The organism is Alloalcanivorax marinus, from assembly GCF_016785095.1.
Lineage (GTDB): Bacteria > Pseudomonadota > Gammaproteobacteria > Pseudomonadales > Alcanivoracaceae > Alloalcanivorax > Alloalcanivorax marinus_A.
Map to the genome: position 1 here is coordinate 248,036 of NZ_JAEKJB010000001.1, position 18,651 is coordinate 266,686.

At 66.7% G+C, this 18,651-nt stretch carries 20 protein-coding genes; 13 read left to right on the forward strand and 7 right to left on the reverse strand.

Annotation, left to right across the window (positions count from 1 at the left end):
- The 3 genes from JF515_RS01125 to JF515_RS01135 are packed head-to-tail and all read left to right on the forward strand — an operon-like array spanning position 1 to position 2,601.
- Entirely contained in the window at positions 1 to 996 is a 996-nt protein-coding gene (locus JF515_RS01125) for a sll0787 family AIR synthase-like protein (protein ID WP_203100096.1), read from the forward strand.
- A complete protein-coding gene (locus JF515_RS01130; protein WP_203100098.1) occupies positions 989 to 1,330 on the forward strand; it encodes an MSMEG_0570 family nitrogen starvation response protein in 342 nt (113 codons plus the stop codon). Before JF515_RS01125 ends, JF515_RS01130 begins: the two co-directional genes overlap by 8 nt.
- Positions 1,327 to 2,601, forward strand: a complete 1,275-nt coding sequence (locus JF515_RS01135) for an MSMEG_0569 family flavin-dependent oxidoreductase (protein ID WP_203100100.1) — start codon at positions 1,327 to 1,329, stop codon at positions 2,599 to 2,601. The genes JF515_RS01130 and JF515_RS01135 overlap by 4 nt, the downstream gene beginning before the upstream one ends.
- A 64-nt stretch (positions 2,602 to 2,665) precedes the next feature.
- Here the strand turns inward: JF515_RS01135 and JF515_RS01140 are convergent, their stop codons facing one another.
- Positions 2,666 to 4,831 carry a 3-hydroxyacyl-CoA dehydrogenase NAD-binding domain-containing protein gene (locus JF515_RS01140; protein ID WP_203100102.1) on the reverse strand — a complete coding sequence of 722 codons (2,166 nt, stop codon included), beginning with the start codon at positions 4,829 to 4,831 and terminating at the stop codon, positions 2,666 to 2,668.
- A 21-nt stretch (positions 4,832 to 4,852) separates the two neighbouring features.
- A complete protein-coding gene (locus tag JF515_RS01145; RefSeq protein ID WP_203100104.1) occupies positions 4,853 to 6,064 on the reverse strand; it encodes an acetyl-CoA C-acetyltransferase in 1,212 nt (403 codons plus the stop codon).
- A gap of 335 nt (positions 6,065 to 6,399) precedes the next feature.
- Here JF515_RS01145 and JF515_RS01150 point away from each other — a divergent pair, with 335 nt between their 5' ends.
- From JF515_RS01150 to smrA, 3 genes are all read left to right on the forward strand, one after another.
- Positions 6,400 to 7,152: a glutathione S-transferase N-terminal domain-containing protein gene (locus JF515_RS01150; protein WP_203100106.1), complete on the forward strand. Its 753-nt coding sequence runs from the start codon at positions 6,400 to 6,402 to the stop codon at positions 7,150 to 7,152.
- Positions 7,153 to 7,265: 113 nt separating this feature from the next.
- A complete protein-coding gene (locus JF515_RS01155) occupies positions 7,266 to 7,436 on the forward strand; it encodes a hypothetical protein (protein ID WP_203100108.1) in 171 nt (56 codons plus the stop codon).
- Between the two features lie 163 nt (positions 7,437 to 7,599).
- Entirely contained in the window at positions 7,600 to 8,193 is a 594-nt protein-coding gene (smrA, locus tag JF515_RS01160) for a DNA endonuclease SmrA (RefSeq protein WP_203100110.1), read from the forward strand.
- 19 nt (positions 8,194 to 8,212) lie between these two features.
- Here smrA and sthA read toward each other — a convergent pair whose 3' ends face one another.
- A complete protein-coding gene (gene sthA / locus JF515_RS01165) occupies positions 8,213 to 9,613 on the reverse strand; it encodes a Si-specific NAD(P)(+) transhydrogenase (protein WP_203100112.1) in 1,401 nt (466 codons plus the stop codon).
- A gap of 73 nt (positions 9,614 to 9,686) precedes the next feature.
- Between sthA and JF515_RS01170 the strand changes: the two genes are divergently transcribed.
- Positions 9,687 to 10,022 carry a LapA family protein gene (locus tag JF515_RS01170; protein ID WP_203100114.1) on the forward strand — a complete coding sequence of 112 codons (336 nt, stop codon included), beginning with the start codon at positions 9,687 to 9,689 and terminating at the stop codon, positions 10,020 to 10,022.
- Here the strand turns inward: JF515_RS01170 and hda are convergent.
- Both hda and JF515_RS01180 read right to left on the reverse strand, forming a co-directional pair.
- Entirely contained in the window at positions 10,000 to 10,686 is a 687-nt protein-coding gene (gene hda, locus JF515_RS01175) for a DnaA regulatory inactivator Hda (protein WP_203100116.1), read from the reverse strand. The two genes, JF515_RS01170 and hda, sit on opposite strands and share 23 nt — an antisense overlap.
- Positions 10,683 to 11,783 carry a DUF2066 domain-containing protein gene (locus JF515_RS01180; RefSeq protein WP_203100118.1) on the reverse strand — a complete coding sequence of 367 codons (1,101 nt, stop codon included), beginning with the start codon at positions 11,781 to 11,783 and terminating at the stop codon, positions 10,683 to 10,685. Before JF515_RS01180 ends, hda begins: the two co-directional genes overlap by 4 nt.
- A gap of 141 nt (positions 11,784 to 11,924) precedes the next feature.
- On the opposite strand from JF515_RS01180, the gene purM reads away from it, so the two are divergent.
- The 4 genes from purM to JF515_RS01200 are packed head-to-tail and all read left to right on the forward strand — an operon-like array spanning position 11,925 to position 14,998.
- Complete coding sequence (gene purM, locus JF515_RS01185) at positions 11,925 to 12,968, forward strand: phosphoribosylformylglycinamidine cyclo-ligase (protein ID WP_203100120.1); 1,044 nt, start codon at positions 11,925 to 11,927, stop codon at positions 12,966 to 12,968.
- Entirely contained in the window at positions 12,965 to 13,615 is a 651-nt protein-coding gene (gene purN / locus JF515_RS01190; protein WP_203100122.1) for a phosphoribosylglycinamide formyltransferase, read from the forward strand. The genes purM and purN overlap by 4 nt, the downstream gene beginning before the upstream one ends.
- Positions 13,566 to 14,288, forward strand: coding sequence for a DUF3108 domain-containing protein (locus JF515_RS01195; RefSeq protein ID WP_203100124.1), 723 nt, complete (start codon positions 13,566 to 13,568; stop codon positions 14,286 to 14,288). The genes purN and JF515_RS01195 overlap by 50 nt, the downstream gene beginning before the upstream one ends.
- Positions 14,288 to 14,998: a DUF3108 domain-containing protein gene (locus JF515_RS01200; RefSeq protein WP_203100126.1), complete on the forward strand. Its 711-nt coding sequence runs from the start codon at positions 14,288 to 14,290 to the stop codon at positions 14,996 to 14,998. The genes JF515_RS01195 and JF515_RS01200 overlap by 1 nt, the downstream gene beginning before the upstream one ends.
- Positions 14,999 to 15,028: 30 nt before the next feature.
- Here JF515_RS01200 and dcd read toward each other — a convergent pair whose 3' ends face one another.
- Together dcd and apbC are read right to left on the reverse strand one after the other, a co-directional pair.
- Positions 15,029 to 15,598, reverse strand: a complete 570-nt coding sequence (gene dcd / locus JF515_RS01205) for a dCTP deaminase (RefSeq protein ID WP_203100128.1) — start codon at positions 15,596 to 15,598, stop codon at positions 15,029 to 15,031.
- A gap of 115 nt (positions 15,599 to 15,713) precedes the next feature.
- Positions 15,714 to 16,799, reverse strand: a complete 1,086-nt coding sequence (gene apbC / locus JF515_RS01210) for an iron-sulfur cluster carrier protein ApbC (RefSeq protein ID WP_203100130.1) — start codon at positions 16,797 to 16,799, stop codon at positions 15,714 to 15,716.
- 79 nt (positions 16,800 to 16,878) lie between these two features.
- Between apbC and JF515_RS01215 the strand changes: the two genes are divergently transcribed.
- Both JF515_RS01215 and JF515_RS01220 read left to right on the forward strand, forming a co-directional pair.
- Positions 16,879 to 17,574, forward strand: a complete 696-nt coding sequence (locus JF515_RS01215) for an SIMPL domain-containing protein (protein WP_203100132.1) — start codon at positions 16,879 to 16,881, stop codon at positions 17,572 to 17,574.
- Between the two features lie 9 nt (positions 17,575 to 17,583).
- Complete coding sequence (locus JF515_RS01220) at positions 17,584 to 18,615, forward strand: AraC family transcriptional regulator (RefSeq protein WP_203100134.1); 1,032 nt, start codon at positions 17,584 to 17,586, stop codon at positions 18,613 to 18,615.
- Positions 18,616 to 18,651: the final 36 nt, after the last annotated feature.

The following is an 18,651-nucleotide window of genomic DNA, read 5'->3' on the forward strand; positions in this document are numbered from 1 at the left end:
ATGGAGCTGGAGGCGCTGATCAGCGCGCTACGCGACGCCCCGGCGTTCGCCCACAAGGGCGATATCCGACCGGTGATGGCGGGCCTCGCCGGCCTCGACAGCGGCCACCTGCCGCTGGGCGACGACGCCGCCGCCCTGGCCGACGGCGACGGCTTTCTGCTGATGGCCATGGAAGGCTTCGTCAACGAATTCGTGGCCGCCGAGCCGTTCTTCGCCGGCTACTGTGGCGTCATGGTGAACGTCAGCGACATCGCCGCCATGGGCGGTCGCGCCCTGGCGGTCACCGACGCACTGTGGAGCCGGGGCGACGATCAGAGCGCGGCGATCCTGGCCGGGCTCCGCGAAGCGGCGGGCAAATACGGCGTCCCCCTGGTGGGCGGCCACAGCAACGCCCATTGCGACCGGCCGCAACTGTCGGTGGCGATCCTGGGCCGCGCCCGGGCCCTGCTCACCAGTTTCGATGCCCGCCCCGGCGATACCCTGCTGGTGGCCTGCGACCTGCGCGGGCGCTACCGGGCCGTGGGCGACAATTGGGATGCCAGCAGCGACGCTCCCGGGGCTCGCCTGCGCGATGACCTGGCGATCCTGCCGGGGCTGGCCGAGGACGGCCTGTGCCAGGCCGGCAAGGACATCTCCATGGCCGGGCCGGTGGGCACCGCCCTGATGCTGCTGGAAGCCTCCGGGGTAGGCGCGGAGCTGAGCCTGGATGCCCTGCCCCGGCCACCGGGGGTGCCGCTGGAACGCTGGCTGCGCACCTTCCCCAGCTATGGCTTCGTGCTGGCGGTGGCGCCGGACCGGGTGGCCGAGGTGACACGGCGTTTCCGGCGCCGCCAGCTGGCCGTGGCCGACGCGGGCCGGGTCACCTCCGGCGGCCATCTCACCCTGACCCTGGGCGACCAGCGGTTGCCGTTCTGGAACCACCACGAAACCCCGTACCTGGGGCGCCCCTTCCCCCCTTCTTCCCCAGCCCGTCATCAAGGAGGCCACTATGCCTGAAGTGCATTTCAACGTGCGCTGGCCGGATCACAGCGAACAGAGCTGTTACTCCCCGTCCACCGTGATCCACGATTTTCTGCGCGCCGGCGAGAGTTATCCGCTGGCGGAATTCCTGACCCTGAGCCGGGACGCCCTGACCCTGGCCGGCGACCGGGTGGAGCAAAAGTACGGTTTCCGCTGCACCAGCGCCGACAGCCAGTTACTGGCCCTGGAAACCAGGGGGCGGCAATTCGCCGGACAGGCCGACGCCCGCGTCACCGTGACCCGGGTAGGCGCCGCCACGCCCGCCCCTTCGTCCACCGACTCGTCCATGACCAACAAGGAATCCTCATGACCTTCGCCCAACGCCATTACCCGGTGATCGTGGTGGGCGGCGGCCAGGCCGGCCTGTCCACCAGTTACCTGCTCCAGCAACGGCGCATCGAACACCTGGTGCTGGAAAAGGAGCAAGCCTTCCACGCCTGGAAGGCGCAACGCTGGGACAGCTTCTGCCTGGTCACGCCGAACTGGCAGTGCCGACTGCCGGATCACCCCTATGACGGCGACGATCCCCACGGTTTCATGGTCAAGGAAGAAATCGTCGCCTGGATGGAACGCTTCCGTGCTTCCTTCGAACCGCCCCTGATCGAGGGCATTACCGTGCAGGCGGTGCGTGCCCTGCCGGTGGGCGGCTACCGCCTGGACACCGACCGGGGCCCGCTCACCGCCGACCAGGTGGTGATGGCGGTGAGCAGCTATCACCGGCCCAAGGTGCCGGACTACGCCCGCCGGCTGCCGGCGCGGATCAAACAGGTGGATGCCTCCGCCTACCGCAACCCGGCGACCCTGCCGGAGGGCGCGGTGCTGGTGGTGGGCACCGGCCAGTCCGGCTGCCAGATCGCCGAGGACCTGCACCTGGCCGGTCGTCGGGTGCACCTGGCGGTGGGACCGGCGCCCCGCGTATCGCGTTTCTACCGTGGCCGCGACGTGGTGGACTGGCTCGATGACATGGGCCACTACCGGATTCCGGTGCAGGAACACCTCACCGAGGACCAGGTGCGCGCCAAGGCCAACCACTATGTCACTGGTCGCGACGGCGGTCGTGATATCGATCTGCGCCGCTTCGCCCTGGAGGGCATGCGCCTGCATGGCCGGCTGGAGAATGTTGAATCCGGCCAGGCCCACTTCGGCGATGACCTGACCAAGAACCTGGACCAGGCCGATGCCACCAACGCCCGCATCAAGAACAGCATCGACGAATACATCGCCCGGCAGGGCATCGACGCACCGCTGGAAGCGCCCTATGAACCGCTTTGGGAACCGCCCCGGGACCTGGAGCGAGGACTGGACCTGGACGCGGAGGGCATCGCCGCCGTGATCTGGTGCATCGGCTACGCCCCGGACTTTTCCTGGATCGACGCCCCGGCCTTCGACGCCAGCGGCTACCCGAAACACCGGCGTGGCGTCACCGCCAGCCCGGGGCTGTATTTCCTGGGTCTGCCGTGGCTGCACACCTGGGGCTCGGGGCGCATCTATGCCATCGCCGAGGACGCGGAACATCTGGTGGACCACATCGAGGCGGCGCGGCTGCCCCTGCGCGAGCAATACCTGGCCGGTATCGCCTGATGCCTGAACGAAAAAAGCCCCGCCGTTCGGCGGGGCTTTCGGGTCGCGGAAAGCGGCGTTGTTGTTATTTGAAGATGTCGCCTTTTTCCGCTTTTTCCACCAGCAGTTTCGGCGGCGTGAAGCGCTCGCCGTAGGTGTTGGCCAGTTCCTGGGCGCGAGCCACGAAGCCGCGCAGGCCACCGTCGTACTGGTTCATGTACTGCACCACGCCGCCGGTCCAGGCTGGGAAGCCAATGCCGAAGATGGAACCGATGTTGGTGTCGCCCACCGAATCGATCACTCCTTCCTCGAAGCACTTCACCGTCTCGATGGCCTCGGCGAACATCATGCGCTCCTGCATGTCCTGGAACGGGATCGGGTCCCGGGCCGGGAACTGCTCTTTCAAACCGGGCCACAGGTGCGCCTTGCCGCCTTCCGGATACTCGTAGAAGCCCTTGCCGTCCAGCTTGCCCGGGCGATCCAGCTCGTTGACCATCTTCTCCATCACCGCCAGGGCCGGGTGTTGCCGGGCTTCACCGCCAGACTGCTCGGCGGCCTGCTTGTACTCGCCGGCGATCTTCAGGGACAGCTTCATGTTGATCTCGTCGATCAGCTTGAGCGCGCCCACCGGGTAGCCGGCCTGGGTGGCCGCCTGTTCGATGGAGTTGGCGTTCTGCCCTTCGCCGACCATGGCGATGGCCTCGTTGATAAAGGTGCCGATCACGCGGCTGGTGAAGAAGCCCCGGGAATCGTGCACCACGATAGGAGTCTTCTTGATCTGCAGGGTGTAGTCGAACACCTTGGCCAGCACTTCGTCGCTGGTGTTCTTGCCACGGATGATTTCCACCAGCGGCATCTTGTCCACCGGGCTGAAGAAGTGGATACCGATAAAGTTATCCTGCTTTTTCACGCCCTCGGCGAGGCCGGTGATCGGCAGCGTGGAGGTGTTGGAGCCGAGCACCGCGTCCGCGTTGACCACGTCCTCGATTTCCTGGAACACCTTGTGCTTGAGCTCGGTGTTCTCGAACACCGCCTCGATCACGAAGTCCACGCCTTCCAGATCCTTGGCGTCGGCGGCCGGGGTGATGCGCGCGAGAATTTCTTCTTTCTTCTCCTTGCTCATCTTGCCCTTGGACACTTCCTTGTCGAGCAGCTTCTCGGAGTAGGCCTTGCCCTTCTCCGCGTTCTCCATGGAAACGTCCTTGAGCACCACCCGGGCGCCGGAGCGGGCGGTGACATAGGCGATGCCCGCGCCCATCATGCCGGCGCCCAGCACCGCCACTTTTTCGGCTTTGTACTTGGGCACGTCCTTGGGACGGCTGGCGCCGGCGTTAATGGCCTGCAGGTTGAAGAAGAAGGCGTTGATCATGTTCTTCGCCACCTGGCCGCGCGCCAGTTCCACGAAGTAACGGCCTTCAATGGTGAGCGCATCGTCGAAGCCCACCTGGGCGCCTTCCACGGCGGCAGCCATGATGTTGCGCGGCGCCGGGTAGTTGGCGCCCTTGAGCTGCTTGCGCAGGTTGGCCGGGAACGCCGGCAGGTTCTGGGCGAACGCCGGGGTGCTGGGGGTGCCGCCGGGGATCTTGTAGCCTTTTTCGTCCCAGGGTTGTTTGGCTTTCGGGTTGGCCTTGATCCATTCCCGGGCCTTGGCCAGCATCGCGTCTTCGCTGTCGGCGATGTCATCGATGATGCCCACGGCTTTGGCTTTTTCCACCTTCAGCCGCTGGCCCTGCATCAGCACCTGCATCAGCGCGTTCTGGATACCCAGCATGCGCACCGTGCGCACCACGCCGCCGGCGCCAGGCAACAGGCCCAGAGTCACTTCCGGAAAACCGAACTGCGCCTTCGGATTGTTCAGCGCCACCCGGTGATGGCAGGCCAGCGCGATTTCCAGGCCACCGCCCAGGGCGGTGCCGTTAAGCGCCGCCACCACCGGTTTGCCCAGGGTTTCCAGGCGGCGCAGCTGCGCCTTGCCGGCTTCCACGCCCTTGGCGAATTCCGGCGCGTTTTCCTTGGTGACCTTGGCCAGATCACGCAGGTCGCCACCGGCGAAGAAGGTGCTCTTGGCAGAGGTGATGATCACCCCGGCGATGTTGTCCTTCTCTTTTTCCAGCCGGCTTACCATTTCTTCCATGGAACGCATGTAGCGCTCGTTCATGGTGTTCGCGGATTGCTGGGGATCGTCCAGGATCAGGGTGACGATGTTGTCCGCGTCCTGTTCCCAGCGGATCGTGCTGTCTTTATCGCTCATGGTCTCTCTCCGTTGGGTCCGTTACAGACGCTCGATGATGGTGGCGATGCCCATGCCGCCGCCCACGCACAGGGTGCACAGGGCGAATTTCTTGTCGCGGCGTTCCAGCTCGTCCAGCGCGGTGCCCAGGATCATGGCGCCGGTGGCGCCCAGCGGATGGCCCATGGCGATGGCGCCGCCGTTGACGTTGACCTTGTCGTGGCTGAGGCCCATGTCCTTCATGAAACGCATGGCCACGGAGGCGAACGCTTCGTTGATTTCCACCAGATCAATCTGCTCCACGGTCATGCCGGCTTTCTTGAGCACCTTGCGGCAGGCCGGCGCCGGGCCGGTGAGCATGATGGTGGAATCGGCGCCGCTGATGGCGGTGGCGACGATGCGACCGCGCGGCGTCATGCCGTAGTCCTTGCCCACCTGTTCATTGCCCAGCACCACCAGGGCGGCGCCGTCGACGATGCCGGAGGAGTTACCGCCGGTGTGCACGTGGTTGATCTTTTCCACCTGGTGATACTTCTGCAGGGCCACGGCGTCGAAGCCGCCCATCTCGCCCATCACCGCGAAGGAGGGATTCAGTTCACCGAGCTTGTCGGCACTGGTGCCGGGGCGGATGTGTTCGTCCTTTTCCAGCACCATCATGCCGTTGCGGTCCTTGACCGGCACCACGGAACGCTGGAAGTAGCCTTTTTCCCAGGCATTGGCGGCGCGGGCCTGGGATTCGGCGGCGAACTCGTCCACGTCCCGGCGCGAGAAGCCTTCCAGGGTGGCGATCAGATCGGCGCCGATGCCCTGTGGCACGAAGCCGGTGTTGTAGTTGGTGATCGGGTCCATGGCCCAGGCGCCGCCGTCGGAGCCCATGGGAACCCGGCTCATGGCTTCCACGCCGCCGGCCAGGATCAGGTCGTCCCAGCCGGACGCCACTTTCTGGGCGCCGGTGTTCACCGCTTCCAGGCCGGAGGCGCAAAAACGGTTGAGCTGGTAGCCGGCCACGGTGTCCGGCAAGCCGGCGGCCAGGGCGGCGGTCTTGGCGATGCAGGCGCCCTGGTCGCCGACCGGCGTGACCACGCCGAGCAGCACGTCGTCGATACGGTTCACGTCCATATCGGGGAAGCGGTGGCGCACTTCGTCGATCAGGCCCACCACCAGGTCCAGCGGCTTGACGGTGTGCAGGGAACCATCGCTCTTGCCGCGACCCCGCGGGGTACGGATAGCGTCATAAATATAGGCTTCGGTCATGTAACCTTTCCTCTCGCCTTGGGCAGTAACCGGCGCGGCGCGGGCGGGGCCCGGCGGCACCGGCGTCGGTGAAAAGCAGACCGCCAGGGTGCCCCAGGGCCGGGGCGGCGGCAATGACAGGAGTGCTCAGCGGCCCTGAGCGGAACGGCCAGCGCATCGCGGATCGCGGCTGAAGCCGCTCCTACAGCGTGCATAGAACCCGTAGGCAGCGCGCATAGAACCCGTAGGAGCGACCGGCGGCACTCCGCTTCAGTCGCGATCCCCCGGCGCAACGGCCATTGCAAGCGGCCTGGCGCGGCCCCAGGGTAACCACCAAACCGTAACAGGAGACTCCCATGCATTCCCTGGACGTGGCCCGTTCCCTGGCCTCCACCCTGGCCCAGCAGGGCCGGGGCATCGCCACCCACGGCGCCGCCCACCAGCCGGCGGAGCCGCTGGAACTCTATGATATGGAAGGCTGTCCGTTCTGCCGGCTGGTGCGCGAGGCGCTCACCGACCTGGATCTGGACGTGCTCACCTACCCCTGCCCCAAAGGCGGCGACCGCTACCGGCCGCTGGTGGAGAAACTGGGCGGCAAGCAGCTTTTCCCCTACCTGATGGACCCCAACACCGGCGTGGCGCTGTACGAGTCCGCCGACATCATCGACTACCTGTACCGTGAATACGGCAACCGTCCGGCCCCCACGGGCTGGCGGCTGCGGGCACGCACCGCCGCCTCCATGGCGGCCTCCGTGCCGCGTGCCGGGCACGGCCTGCGGGCCCGCGACGCGGAGGTGCCCGAGCAGGCGCTGATTCTGTATTCCTTCGAGGGCAGCCCATTCGCGCGGTTGGTGCGCGAGCGCCTGTGCGAGATGCAGATTCCCTATCTGGTGCGCCAATGCGGTCGCGATCAGTGGCAGGACTGGGTACTGCCGCCGGTGCGCAACGCCCTGGACATGGAGTACCTGCCCACCCAGCGCCACCGCCAGGAATTGATGGCCCGGGCCGGTCGGGTGGCGGTGCCCTACCTGATCGACCCGAACAGCGGCGAGGAGCTGTTCGAATCGGAACGCATTCTCGCCTACCTGGAGCAACGCTACGGTCACTGACCAACGACGGGAAAGCGTTTTTTGTTAAGCCGGCACCTTCTCCGTGCCGGAATTCAGTGCTATATAAGGGTGGGAATCATCCCACCCTAACCCAGCTTTAAGAGTAGTGAACGATGAGTCGTCGCCACTTTGATGACTACGACGCCCGCGAGTGGGAAGAAGAGCACAAACGGGTCGTCAGCAAGGAACGCCGTAAACGGGACGCCAAGAAACAGCGCCACCAGCTCGACGACGCGGACGACGCCCCCACGGGTCGGGTCCGCGTGCCGCGCCCGACGCACTGATCCTCCCCTCCCCGGCCCGGCCCGCCGACGGGGCAGCGTGCTGCTCCGCGGTTGGCTTTTGCCGCCATTTGCCATCCGCCCTTCACGCTATCACGCATGGCATTACGGGCTGTCAGGCCCTAGTATGAGTGTTTCCTTGAGGGCGTGTAGGAGGCGACGAGCCATGGGCGACTATGACGACGACCTGTTCCAACGTGAGATGACCGGCGTGGCGCCTCTCAAGGAAGACGACCGGATACACCCCGGTCGTCGCCGCGAGCCGACCCTGGCGCAGCGCCTGCGGCGGGCTTCCGCCAGCGCCCGGCCCAACCGCGACCCCAATCCCCTTTCACTGCCCGAGCAGGTGCCCCAGGCGGACCCTTACGACATCGTCGGACTGAAGAAGAACGGCGTGCAGGAAGGCGTGTACCGCAAGCTGCGGCTGGGCAAGTACGAACCCCAGGCGCGGCTGGATCTGCACCGGGTACGGCTGGCGGCGGCCCGCGATCAGGTCTACCTGTTTATCCGCGAGGCCCAGCAAAACGGTCTGCGTACCGTTCTGATCAACCACGGCAAGGGCCAGCACAGCGAGCGCCCGGCACTGCTCAAGAGCTATGTGCTGCACTGGCTGGAAGAATTCGATCAGGTGCTTGCCTTCCATAGTGCGCCGGCCAACCAGGGCGGCGCCGGCGTCACCCTGGCGCTGCTGCGCAAGACCGGCGACGCCAGCCAGAAGAACCGGGAGTTCTTCTACGAGCGCAGCCGCGCCCAGCGGTAAATGATCGCCGCAACGACCTCTAACGTTTGACCCGGTTCATGCCATTGATCGCCGCCACCCGGTACGCCTCGGCCATGGTCGGGTAGTTGAAGGTGGTGTCGATGAAATAGTTGATGGTGTTGTTGGGCGGCGGCTGGCGCATCACCGCCTGCCCCACGTGCACGATCTCCATCGCCTGGTACCCGAAGCAATGGATGCCGAGCACCGCCAGGGTATCGCGGTGAAACAGGATCTTCAGCATGCCGACCCGCTCACCGGTGATCTGCGCCCGGGCCAGGCTTTTGAAAAACGCCTGGCCTACTTCATAGGGCACCTTGGCCTCGGTGAGTTCCTGTTCGGTGCGCCCCACGGAACTGATCCCGGGAATAGTGTAAATGCCGGTGGGCACATCGGTGACCTGCTTGACCGGGCCGCCGTCGACAATGCCGGCGGCGCAAAAACGCCCCTGGTCGTAGGAGGCACTGGCCAGCGACGGCCACCCCACCACGTCGCCCACCGCGTACACCCCTTCCACCTCGGTTTGGTAGCGTTCGTCCACCGCAAGCTGGCCACGGCCATTGGCCTGCAAGCCGATGTTTTCCAGGCCGATGTTCTGGGTGTTGCCGGAGCGGCCATTGCTCCACAGCAACGCATCCGCGCGCAGCCTCTTTCCGGATTCCAGCTCCAGGGTAACGCCTTCGTCGTCGGCGACCACCCGGGTGTAGTGTTCGCTGTGGCGAATGGTGGCGCCCTGCTCGCGCAGATGATAACTGAGCGCGTCGGAGATTTCGGTATCCAGGAAATCGAGCAGGTGCTCACGGCTGTTGACCAGATCCACGCGCATGCCCAGGCCGGTGAACAGGCAAGCGTATTCGCAACCGATCACGCCGGCGCCGTAGATGATGATGTGCCGGGGCGTGTGGTTCATGCGCAGGATGGTGTCGGAGTCGTACACCCGGGGATGGTCGAAATCCACGTCCTCCGGATGATATGGCCGCGAGCCGGTGGCGATGATGATATTGCGGGTTTGCAGCAGCCACTGGCGGCCGGCGTCGTCGTCCACGCGCACCTGGTCGGGCGCCTGGATCACGCCACGACCGGCGAACACCTTGACCCGGTTGCGGATATAAAAGTCGCCGCGCACCTGCACCTGGGAATCCACCACTTCACCGGAACGCTTGATCAGATCCTGCCAGCGCACCTGACGCGGGTTGATCAAACCACGCAGCAACGGATTGCGCTGCGAGCGGATCACCTGGCGCACCTGGTGGCGCAGGGCCTTGGAGGGAATCGTGCCCCAGTGAGTACAGTTGCCGCCAATCTGATCGCCCTTGTCGATCACCGCCACCCGCAACCCGCCCTTGGCCGCCTGCATGGCGGCGGCCTCGCCGGCCGGGCCACTGCCCAGCACCACCAGATCCCATCCGGAACTGATATCCATAGACGCTGCTCGCCTCCCTTGTTGATGAACCGATACTGTGAAAGATTGGGGGGAAACCGCAAGGAGCCAAGTCATGGAACCGGATCCCTACGACAGCCCTCGCCCGGGCTCGAAACTGGGCCGCGCCGCCAAGGGCGGCGGTCGCTGGCTGCGGCGCCACCCGCTGGGAGCGCTGCAGATTCTACTGCTGATCCTGGTGTTGATCGTGGTCGCCCAGAACCTGGAGCCCACCTCCATCGACCTGCTGTTCTGGACCGTGGCGGCGCTGCCCAAGCTGATACTGATGCTGCTGAGCATGGTGGTCGGCGCGCTGGTCTGGGAGGGCCTGCGCCGGCGCTGGTTGAAACCCGGACGGCGCCATGGCGCCACGCCGAAGGACACCGGCGCTACCAGCCAAACACGTCCTTGACGAACGGAATGGTGGGCGCCCGCTGCCGGGCCAGGGCGGTGCGGTCCAGGGTGGCCAGCCGCTCCAGCAGCAGCGCCGGTGAACGCTCGCTGCGCATCACCATGAAGCGCGCCACCTCCGGCCCCAGCTTCAGCCCCCGTTCCCGGGCGCGCTCGGCCAGCAGGCCGGCCAGATCCTCCTCCTCCATGGGCTGAAGGCGGAACACCGGGCCCGCCGCCAGGCGCGTGGCCAGGTCCGGCAACAGCCAGCCCAGCGCCCCGGGCGCCGCCGTGGCGCTGAACAGCAGCGCGCCACCGCGCGCCATCATGCGGTTGTAGAGGTGAAACAAGGCTTCTTCCCAGGCCGCCTCGCCGGCGAAGCGGTCCACGTCGTCCACCGCCAGCAGATCGAACTGTTCCATGGACTCCAGCACGTCCGGCACCAGCGGCAACAACTCGGCGGCGGGCAGCAGGCAGGCATGGCGGCCCAACTCCTGGGCACGGCGCACGGCGCCCTCCAGCAGGTGGCTGCGGCCCTGCCCGGCGGCGCCCCAGATGAACACCTGGCGCTCCTCGCCCTCGGCGGCGGCGCGCACCGTGGCCAGAGCGGCGCCGTTGGGGCCGGCATGGAAGTTATCCAGCGCGTGGCCCTCGCGCAGTTCCAGGGCCAGGGGCAATTGACTCATCGCAGGCAGTAGGTCAGTGGCGGCGCGGCCGGATCACCGCAATCACGCACCGCGTCCAGGCTGGCGACCAGACGCGCCAGCTCGGCGCGGTCGCCGGAGAACGCCAGCTCGAACTGCACCCGATCATCGCTGACCACGCGCAGGGCCACCTTGCGCACCGGGCCCAGGTCGGCCAGTTCCTGGTAAAGACGATGCCAGGCGCCGAGGGTATCGACGCCGCGCACGGTGATCACCCGGTCGTCGCGCAGCAGGATATCGCCGCCGGCAGGGCTGCCGGCGCCGATTACCGGCGGCGACGCGGGCCCATCGCCGGCAGTGTCCGGCGCCGTGGATTCCGGTTCATCGCCGCCCACCGCGTAGCGTTCGGCCATCTGATCGGACAGCGCGGCAATGAAATCGTCCAGGGCGGCGTCGGTGCCATCGGCGCGGGCACGCTCGCCGGCCACCGCCTCGCCGTCGTGCAACAACCGCCAGTTAAGGGTGGAAGCGGCGCCATCGTAGAGTACCGCGGTGGCCACCCAGGCGGTGTCGTAGCGGCGCGAGGCCTGCAGCACCGGCCCGTCGAAGCGGCCGCGCACATCGGCCACGGTGACCGTGTCCCGGTCACGCTGGTCGCCTTCCGGCAGCACCAGCGACAGACCACGGCGCTCCGCCACCTGCTCGAGGCGCCGGGCCAGAGGGTCGCCACCGGTGACCAGGTCGCCGCGTCCGGTGCCCTCGGTGACCAGCCACACCAGCACCGGCGGCTGGCTGCCGCCCCAAACCGGGGCACCGTGGTCGGCCAGATAGCGGGTCAGGGCGCGATCGTCGAACAGCGCGCTCAGGCGCGGCGGCTCGCCGGCCTCGTAGGAATAGCGGGACAGCCAGCGCCGCGGGTCGGCCAGCGCCTCGGCCACGCCCGGCAGCTCCGCCACCCGGTCGCGACCGGTGAGCCGCGTGATGACCGTTTCCAGCCCCTGGCGCAGCGCCGCCTGCCGGGCCTCGTCGCCGCGCGGCTGGTCCCCTTGCAGGGGCACCGACACCTGGCCGGCCTCCGCCGCCCAGGCCGGCGTCGCCGCCAGCAGTACCATCACCAGACACAACAACAATCGATACATCGATACGTCCAAAACCGGGTTTGTGAGCGCGCGCCATTATCCCTGATATGACCGCCTCTGGCGAACCGGATTCCCACGGATGCAAATAGAATGAACAGGCCCTAGAATACGCAGCCTTCAAGCCCCCAGGAGCCCCTTGCCATGAGCGAACAGAAACGGCCGTTGACCTACCGCGATGCCGGCGTCGACATCGATGCCGGCAACGAACTGGTAAAACGCATCGCCCCGGTGGCGAAACGCACCCAACGCCCGGAAGTGCTCGGCGGCCTGGGCGGTTTCGGCGCCCTGTGCGCCCTGCCCGAGGGCTACAAGAACCCGGTTTTGGTGGCCGGCACCGACGGCGTCGGCACCAAGCTGCGCCTGGCGATGGAAAACGACCGCCACGACAAGGTGGGCATCGACCTGGTGGCCATGTGCGTCAATGACCTGGTGGTGGGCGGCGCCGAGCCACTGTTCTTCCTGGACTACTACGCCACCGGCAAGCTGGACGTGGACACCGCCGCCCGGGTGGTGAGTGGCATCGGCGAGGGCTGCGAACAGGCCGGCTGCGCCCTGATCGGTGGCGAAACCGCCGAAATGCCCGGCATGTACCAGGGCGAGGACTACGACCTGGCGGGCTTCTGCGTGGGCGTGGTGGAGCGTGACGGCGTGCTCGACGGCTCCGCCGTGGAAGCCGGCGACAAGGTGATCGGCCTGGCCTCTTCCGGCCCCCACTCCAACGGCTACTCCTTGATCCGCCGCATCCTCGAACAGGCGGACAGTACCGAGATCGACGGCCAGCCGGTGATCGACCTGCTGCTGGAACCGACCCGTATCTACGTCAAACCACTGCTGGAACTGATCAAACAGGTGCCGGTGCACGCGCTGGCCCACATCACCGGCGGCGGCCTCACCGAGAACCTGCCCCGGGTGCTGCCCAACGGTACCCGCGCCGTGATCGATACCGCCGCCTGGCAGTGGCCGCCGGTATTCCAGTGGCTGCAGGAACAGGGCCAGGTACCGGTGCCGGAAATGTACCGTACCTTCAACTGCGGCGTGGGCATGGCCGTGGTGGTCCCCGACAACGCCGTGGACCAGACCCTGGCGCTGCTTGCCGCCGCCGGCGAGAGTGCTTTCCTGATCGGCGAGATCCGCGCCAGCGACAACGACGAACCGGAGGTGCTGCTGGAAGGCGTGGCCCCGTGACGCACCGGCTCGCGGTGCTGCTCAGCGGCGCCGGCACCAACCTGCAGGCCATTCTCGACGCCATCGCGACCGGCGATCTGCCGGCCCGGGTCACGCTGGTGCTCAGCAACCGCGCCGGGGCGCCCGGCGTGGCCCGGGCGCGGAGGGCCGGGCTGCCCACGGCGGTCATCGATCACCGCGACTACCCGGACCGCGAGGCCTTCGAGCGGGCCATGATCGGGCGCATCGACGCCGCCGGCGCCGATACCGTGGTGCTGGCCGGTTTCATGCGCATTCTTTCACCACTGTTCGTGCGCCATTACCGGGGCCGGCTGATCAATATCCACCCATCCCTGCTGCCCAAGTACCCGGGGCTGGACACCCATGCCCGCGCCCTGGCCGCCGGTGACGCCCGGCACGGCTGCTCGCTGCACTTCGTCACCGACGAACTGGACGGCGGACCACTGATCGCCCGGGCCGAAGTGGCCGTGGAACAGAACGATAACGTCGAAACCCTGTCAAAACGGGTTCAGCAACAGGAACACAGCCTGTACCCTCGGGTTCTTCGATGGCGCGCCGAAGGCCGCCTGCATCTGACCGACCAGGGAGTGGAACTGGATGGCGAAACCCTGCCCGCCTCGGGCCTTTCACCGGGCACTCCGGCTTAGCGGCCTGCTCGCCGCGCTGACGCTGGGCTCCACCGCCATGGCGGCGCCGCCGGTGGCCGCCTTCCAAAGCGAATACCGCCTCAAGGCCGCCGGCTTTCCATTCTCGGTGGGTGCCACCCGCTCCCTGAGCCCGGCCGCCAACGGTGGCTGGAAAATGGAGGTGAAGGCCAAGAACTTCATCGGCGAGATTCGCGAGACCTCGTTGTTTGAGTGGCAGGGCTGCGTGCCGGTGACCCGCTACTACGGCTACCGCCGCGCCGGCCTGGGCCGGGTGAAGACCGCCGAACTGCGCATCGACCCGGCCACCCACCGGGCCACCAGCGAGCGCAGCGGCCATGAGCCGCGCGACTACGACGCTGGCGCCGCCGCCACCGACGAGATCGCCCTGCCACTGGCGCTGCAATGCATGCTGTCCCGGGATCAGGACAACCTGACCCTGCGGGTGGCGGACGAACGCGAGGTGGAAACCCACCGTTACCAGGTGGAAGGCCGGGAAACGCTGGAAGTCGGCGACCGCGAAGTGGCGACCATCAAGGTGCGTCGCGTGCGCGAGCGCGACAACGGCCGCGAGACCTGGCTGTGGTTCGCGCCGGAGCACGATTACGCCCTGGTGCAACTGGTGCAGCGCAACAACGACGGGCGCCACGTGCTGCGCCTGGAGAACTTGCCCTGATGCGTTTGCCCCTGATCCTGACGGCGTTGCTGTGGCTGGCGCCGCTGATCGCCGGCGCCGCGCCCCTGGCGCCGTTCTCCGCGGAATACCGCATCTACGTCAACAAGATCCCCACCACCATCAAGGCCACCCTGGTTCTCGAGCCGGTGGCCGGTGACGACCGCTACCACATGTTGTTCGAGGCCCATTCCTTGCTGCTCAACAACCGCGAGGAAAGCTGGTTTCACTGGAACCGCTGCGCGCCGCGCACGATTCGCTACGAGCATGAGTTCAACGGCTTCGGCAAGCACCGTTATTACCACACCGATTTCGACTGGGACAAACCCGGCGTGATCACCAAGTCCGACGATGGCGTGGAAGCCTTCGCCATTCCCGAGGACGCCCTGGACGAGCTGAGCATGCTGCTGCGCGCGCGCTGCGTGTTCGCCAGCGGTGACAAGGAATACGACGCCACCAGCGTGTACGGTGACGACCTGCGTCATCACCATTTCGTGGTGGTGGACCGGGAAACCATCGACACGCCCATGGGCGAGCTGGACACCCTGGTGGTGGAAAAGAAACGGGACAAGGACCGGGACGAAAAACGTCGCACCCTGTTCTGGGTAGCGCCCAAGGTGGGCTACATGGTGGTCAAGGCCCGGCACATCGAGAGCGCGCTGCTGCACGGCGAGCTGATCATGCGGGAGTACAACGGGCCCTTGCCGGAATAAGACGGGTGCAGGATGCAGGCGCGATGGGTTTCAGGCGCGCGGCAGGGTCACGCCCTTCTGGCCCTGGTACTTGCCGCCGCGGTCCTTGTAGGACGTTTCACACACCTCGTCGGATTCCAGGAACAGCATCTGCGCCACGCCCTCGTTGGCGTAAATGCGCGCCGGCAGGTTCGTGGTGTTGGAGAATTCCAGGGTCACATGCCCTTCCCACTCCGGCTCCAACGGCGTCACGTTGACGATGATGCCGCAGCGCGCGTAAGTGGATTTACCCAGACAGATGGTCAGCACGTTACGGGGGATGCGGAAGTATTCCACGGTGCGCGCCAGGGCGAAGGAATTGGGCGGGATGGTGCAGTAATCACCCTTGATGTCCACGAAACTCTTTTCGTCGAAGTGCTTGGGGTCCACGGTGGCCGAGTGAATATTGGTGAACACCTTGAACTCATCGGCGCAGCGCACGTCGTAGCCGTAGCTGGACACGCCGTAGGAGATCAGCTTCTCGCCGTCGGCATCGGTGCGTACCTGCCCGTCCTGGAACGGCTCGATCATGCCGTGCTCCAGGGCCATGCGTTTGATCCAGCGGTCGGCTTTGATGCTCATGGAAGTCCTTTATGTCGGCGTCGACGGAATCGGGCAATGGTACCCAAGCGGCGGTGGAAAAACAGCCCCGGGGTGAAAAGCCAGCGTAGGAGCGAGCGACTTCAGTCGCGATCGCTCAATGCTGGGTCATCACCTTGGGAAACGGCCGCCGGCCGGCGCGGGTCAGCGACAGCCGCGCCGCCATGCGCCGGGCGGTGTCGCGGTAGATACGAGCTTCGGCGCTGTCCGGCTCCGCCACCACCGTGGGCGTGCCGCCGTCGGCCTGCTCGCGGATGCGCAGTGACAGCGGCAGCGAGCCGAGCACCGGGGCGTCGTATTCCCGGCTCATGCGCTCGGCGCCCCCCTGCCCGAAGATGTGTTCCTCATGGCCGCAGTTGGAGCAGATGTGCACCGCCATGTTCTCCACCACGCCGAGCACGCCCACATCCACCTTGCGGAACATTTCCACGCCCTTGATGGCATCCAGCAAGGCAATGTCCTGGGGCGTGGTCACCACCACCGCGCCGGCCACCGGGATTTTCTGCGCCAGGGTCAACTGGATATCGCCGGTGCCGGGCGGCAGATCGACGATCAGATAATCCAGGTCGTGCCAGGCGGTCTGCTGCATCATCTGGGTCAGCGCGCCACTGGCCTTGGGCCCGCGCCATACCACCGGGGTCTGTTCGGTGATCAGGTAGCCCATGGACATGGTCTGCAGGCCGTGGGCCGGCACCGGAATGAAGGTGTTGCCGTCGCGTACTTCCGGCCGGGTGCCTTTGGGTAACCCCAGCATCACCGGCTGGCTGGGCCCGAAGATATCGGCGTCCAGCAGCCCCACCCGCGCGCCTTCCGCGTGCAGCGCCAGGGCCAGGTTCACCGCCGTGGTGGATTTGCCCACCCCGCCCTTGCCGGAGGCCACCGCGATCACATTGGCCACCTGCAGCATGGACGGCATGTCGTGCTGAGCACGGTGCGGCGTGATATGCACCGCCAGATTCAGGTCCAGCTCGCGACCTTCCAGCAACGGCGCCACTTTTCCCTCGATGGCGGCGCGTAACGCGGGCAGCCGCGACTGGCAGGGGTAGCCAAGGCGCACCACCAGGCGCACGGCGGTATCGCTTTCCACGATTTCCTTCACCGTTCCCGCGGAAATCAGGTCCACGCCCAGATCCTCGGGGATCAAATCCGCCAGGGACTGTCTAATCGCCTGTTCAATTCGCATTTCAGGACCTCCTGCATCCGGGGAGGGAATGATAAAGTTGCGGGCTGGACTGAACCAGCCCCCGATCAAGGAGATCAACATGGTAAAACCCGCCCCCCTGTTCGCCGGCCTGCTGGCCGCCCTGCTGCTCACCGCCTGCGGCGCGCCCGCCGGGCCGCAACAGCGGGACACCGTCAATGTGTCCGGCGAGGGCAGCGTCAAGGCGCGCCCGGATGTGTTCTCGCTGACCGCCGTGGCCCGCGAACGGGGCGATGACATCGCCGCCATGAAAAGCACCGTGGACGACCAGGTGCGGGCGATGCTGGACCTGGCCGATGACCTGGATATCCCGGAAAAGAGCGTCACCGCCAGCGATATCCAGATCAGTCCGGAGTGGCAGTACCAGCCCGAACGCAAGCTGATCGGCCATCAGGTCAGCCGTGAGGTCACCTTCAAGGTGTCCGGGGTGGAACGCTACGCGGAACTGGCCGACGGCCTGGCCGGCCAGGGCCTCAAGGAACTTCGTCCGGCCGGCAGCGAAATCAGCAACGCCGACGAACTGGCCCGGCAGGCACTGGAAAAAGCGGTCGAGGACGCCCGCGACAAGGCCAGGATTCTGGCCCGCGCCGCTGGCCGCGACCTCGGCGAGGCCATGCAGATCAATGCCCAGGGCTACCAGATGCCCCAGCCAATCATGATGCGCGCCGCCATGGCCAAGGAAGACAGCGCCGAGAGCTACCGCCCCGGCGAGCAGGACGTCACCGCCAGCGTGCAGATCACCTTCGAGCTGGAGTAACACGCCGGCATGGACCCGCTGGGTTTCATCTCGGTGGCGGCGCTGCGCCAGTACCTGGCCAGCGCCCGGGTTCTGCGCGTGGACGTGGACCAGGCCCTGGCCACAGCGGGCATCGCCGCCACCGAGCTTACCGACCCTGAAGCGCGCATTCGCGGCGCCCGCTTCGAGCGGCTGCTCAATGAACTGATCGAGCGCGGCAACGACCCGCTGTTCGGGCTGCACACCAGCGAGCACGTGCAGCCCGGCTCCTACAACGTGATGGGCTACATCGCGATGAGCGCCGGCACCGTGGGCGAGGCGCTGTCCAAGGTGTCCCGCTACGAAAAGCTGGTCGGCGACATGGGTACCACGGAAACCCGCCTGCACGAAGAACACTCGGAAATTCTCTGGCATTGCCGTTATCCTCGCCAGCCGGCGCGCCGCCATCTGATCGAGAACGTGTTCGGCTCCTGGCTGCACTACACCCGCTGGCTCACCGGCGATCTGAGGCTGGCGCCCGGCGAGGTATGGTTCGAGCATCCCGGGCCCCGCTTTCTGCACCAGCAGCGCGAATACGAGCGGGTGTTCCGTTGTCCGGTGCGCTTCAACCGTCCCTATTCAGCGCTGATCGGCCCGCGACGGTTACTGGACTACCCCCTGCGCCAGCCGGACCCTACCCTGCTGTCGACCCTGGAGGCCCATGCCGCCCGCCAGCTACAGGCCCTGGGCATCGCCACCAGCCTGGGACAGCGCGTGCGCCAGTGCCTGGAGGCCGCCTTGGGGGGTCGCCTGCCGGACCGCGACCAGGTGGCCCGGGAACTGCGCCTGAATACCCGCACCCTGCATCGCCGCCTGGCCGCCGAGGGCACCGGCTGGCAGCGTATCCTCGACGACGTGCGCCTGGAGCGCGCCAAGCAGCGGCTGCGCGACAGTGACTGCCCTCAGGGCGAGATCGCCGAGGACCTGGGTTACGCGGACATCCGCTGCTTCCAGCGCAGCTTCAAACGCCGCACCGGGCTGACGCCGGGCCAGTGGCGCCGCGGCCTCCGGGACGCTGGCTGAGAGCGCCGTTTCTTTTTGACATTGTTCGATGTCAAT

What these genes read in the sequence shown, in the direction of transcription:
- JF515_RS01195 (WP_203100124.1), top strand. Translation starts at nt 13,566, where the DNA reads ATGGCGAAACCCTGCCCGCCTCGGGCCTTTCACCGGGCACTCCGGCTT.
- smrA (WP_203100110.1), top strand. Translation starts at nt 7,600, where the DNA reads ATGGGCGACTATGACGACGACCTGTTCCAACGTGAGATGACCGGCGTG.
- JF515_RS01125 (WP_203100096.1), top strand. Translation starts at nt 1, where the DNA reads ATGGAGCTGGAGGCGCTGATCAGCGCGCTACGCGACGCCCCGGCGTTC.
- JF515_RS01150 (WP_203100106.1), top strand. Translation starts at nt 6,400, where the DNA reads ATGCATTCCCTGGACGTGGCCCGTTCCCTGGCCTCCACCCTGGCCCAG.
- dcd (WP_203100128.1), bottom strand. Translation starts at nt 15,598, where the DNA reads ATGAGCATCAAAGCCGACCGCTGGATCAAACGCATGGCCCTGGAGCAC.
- JF515_RS01135 (WP_203100100.1), top strand. Translation starts at nt 1,327, where the DNA reads ATGACCTTCGCCCAACGCCATTACCCGGTGATCGTGGTGGGCGGCGGC.
- JF515_RS01180 (WP_203100118.1), bottom strand. Translation starts at nt 11,783, where the DNA reads ATGTATCGATTGTTGTTGTGTCTGGTGATGGTACTGCTGGCGGCGACG.
- sthA (WP_203100112.1), bottom strand. Translation starts at nt 9,613, where the DNA reads ATGGATATCAGTTCCGGATGGGATCTGGTGGTGCTGGGCAGTGGCCCG.
- purM (WP_203100120.1), top strand. Translation starts at nt 11,925, where the DNA reads ATGAGCGAACAGAAACGGCCGTTGACCTACCGCGATGCCGGCGTCGAC.
- JF515_RS01145 (WP_203100104.1), bottom strand. Translation starts at nt 6,064, where the DNA reads ATGACCGAAGCCTATATTTATGACGCTATCCGTACCCCGCGGGGTCGC.
- apbC (WP_203100130.1), bottom strand. Translation starts at nt 16,799, where the DNA reads ATGCGAATTGAACAGGCGATTAGACAGTCCCTGGCGGATTTGATCCCC.
- JF515_RS01215 (WP_203100132.1), top strand. Translation starts at nt 16,879, where the DNA reads ATGGTAAAACCCGCCCCCCTGTTCGCCGGCCTGCTGGCCGCCCTGCTG.
- JF515_RS01155 (WP_203100108.1), top strand. Translation starts at nt 7,266, where the DNA reads ATGAGTCGTCGCCACTTTGATGACTACGACGCCCGCGAGTGGGAAGAA.
- JF515_RS01200 (WP_203100126.1), top strand. Translation starts at nt 14,288, where the DNA reads ATGCGTTTGCCCCTGATCCTGACGGCGTTGCTGTGGCTGGCGCCGCTG.
- JF515_RS01170 (WP_203100114.1), top strand. Translation starts at nt 9,687, where the DNA reads ATGGAACCGGATCCCTACGACAGCCCTCGCCCGGGCTCGAAACTGGGC.
- JF515_RS01140 (WP_203100102.1), bottom strand. Translation starts at nt 4,831, where the DNA reads ATGAGCGATAAAGACAGCACGATCCGCTGGGAACAGGACGCGGACAAC.
- hda (WP_203100116.1), bottom strand. Translation starts at nt 10,686, where the DNA reads ATGAGTCAATTGCCCCTGGCCCTGGAACTGCGCGAGGGCCACGCGCTG.
- JF515_RS01130 (WP_203100098.1), top strand. Translation starts at nt 989, where the DNA reads ATGCCTGAAGTGCATTTCAACGTGCGCTGGCCGGATCACAGCGAACAG.
- JF515_RS01220 (WP_203100134.1), top strand. Translation starts at nt 17,584, where the DNA reads ATGGACCCGCTGGGTTTCATCTCGGTGGCGGCGCTGCGCCAGTACCTG.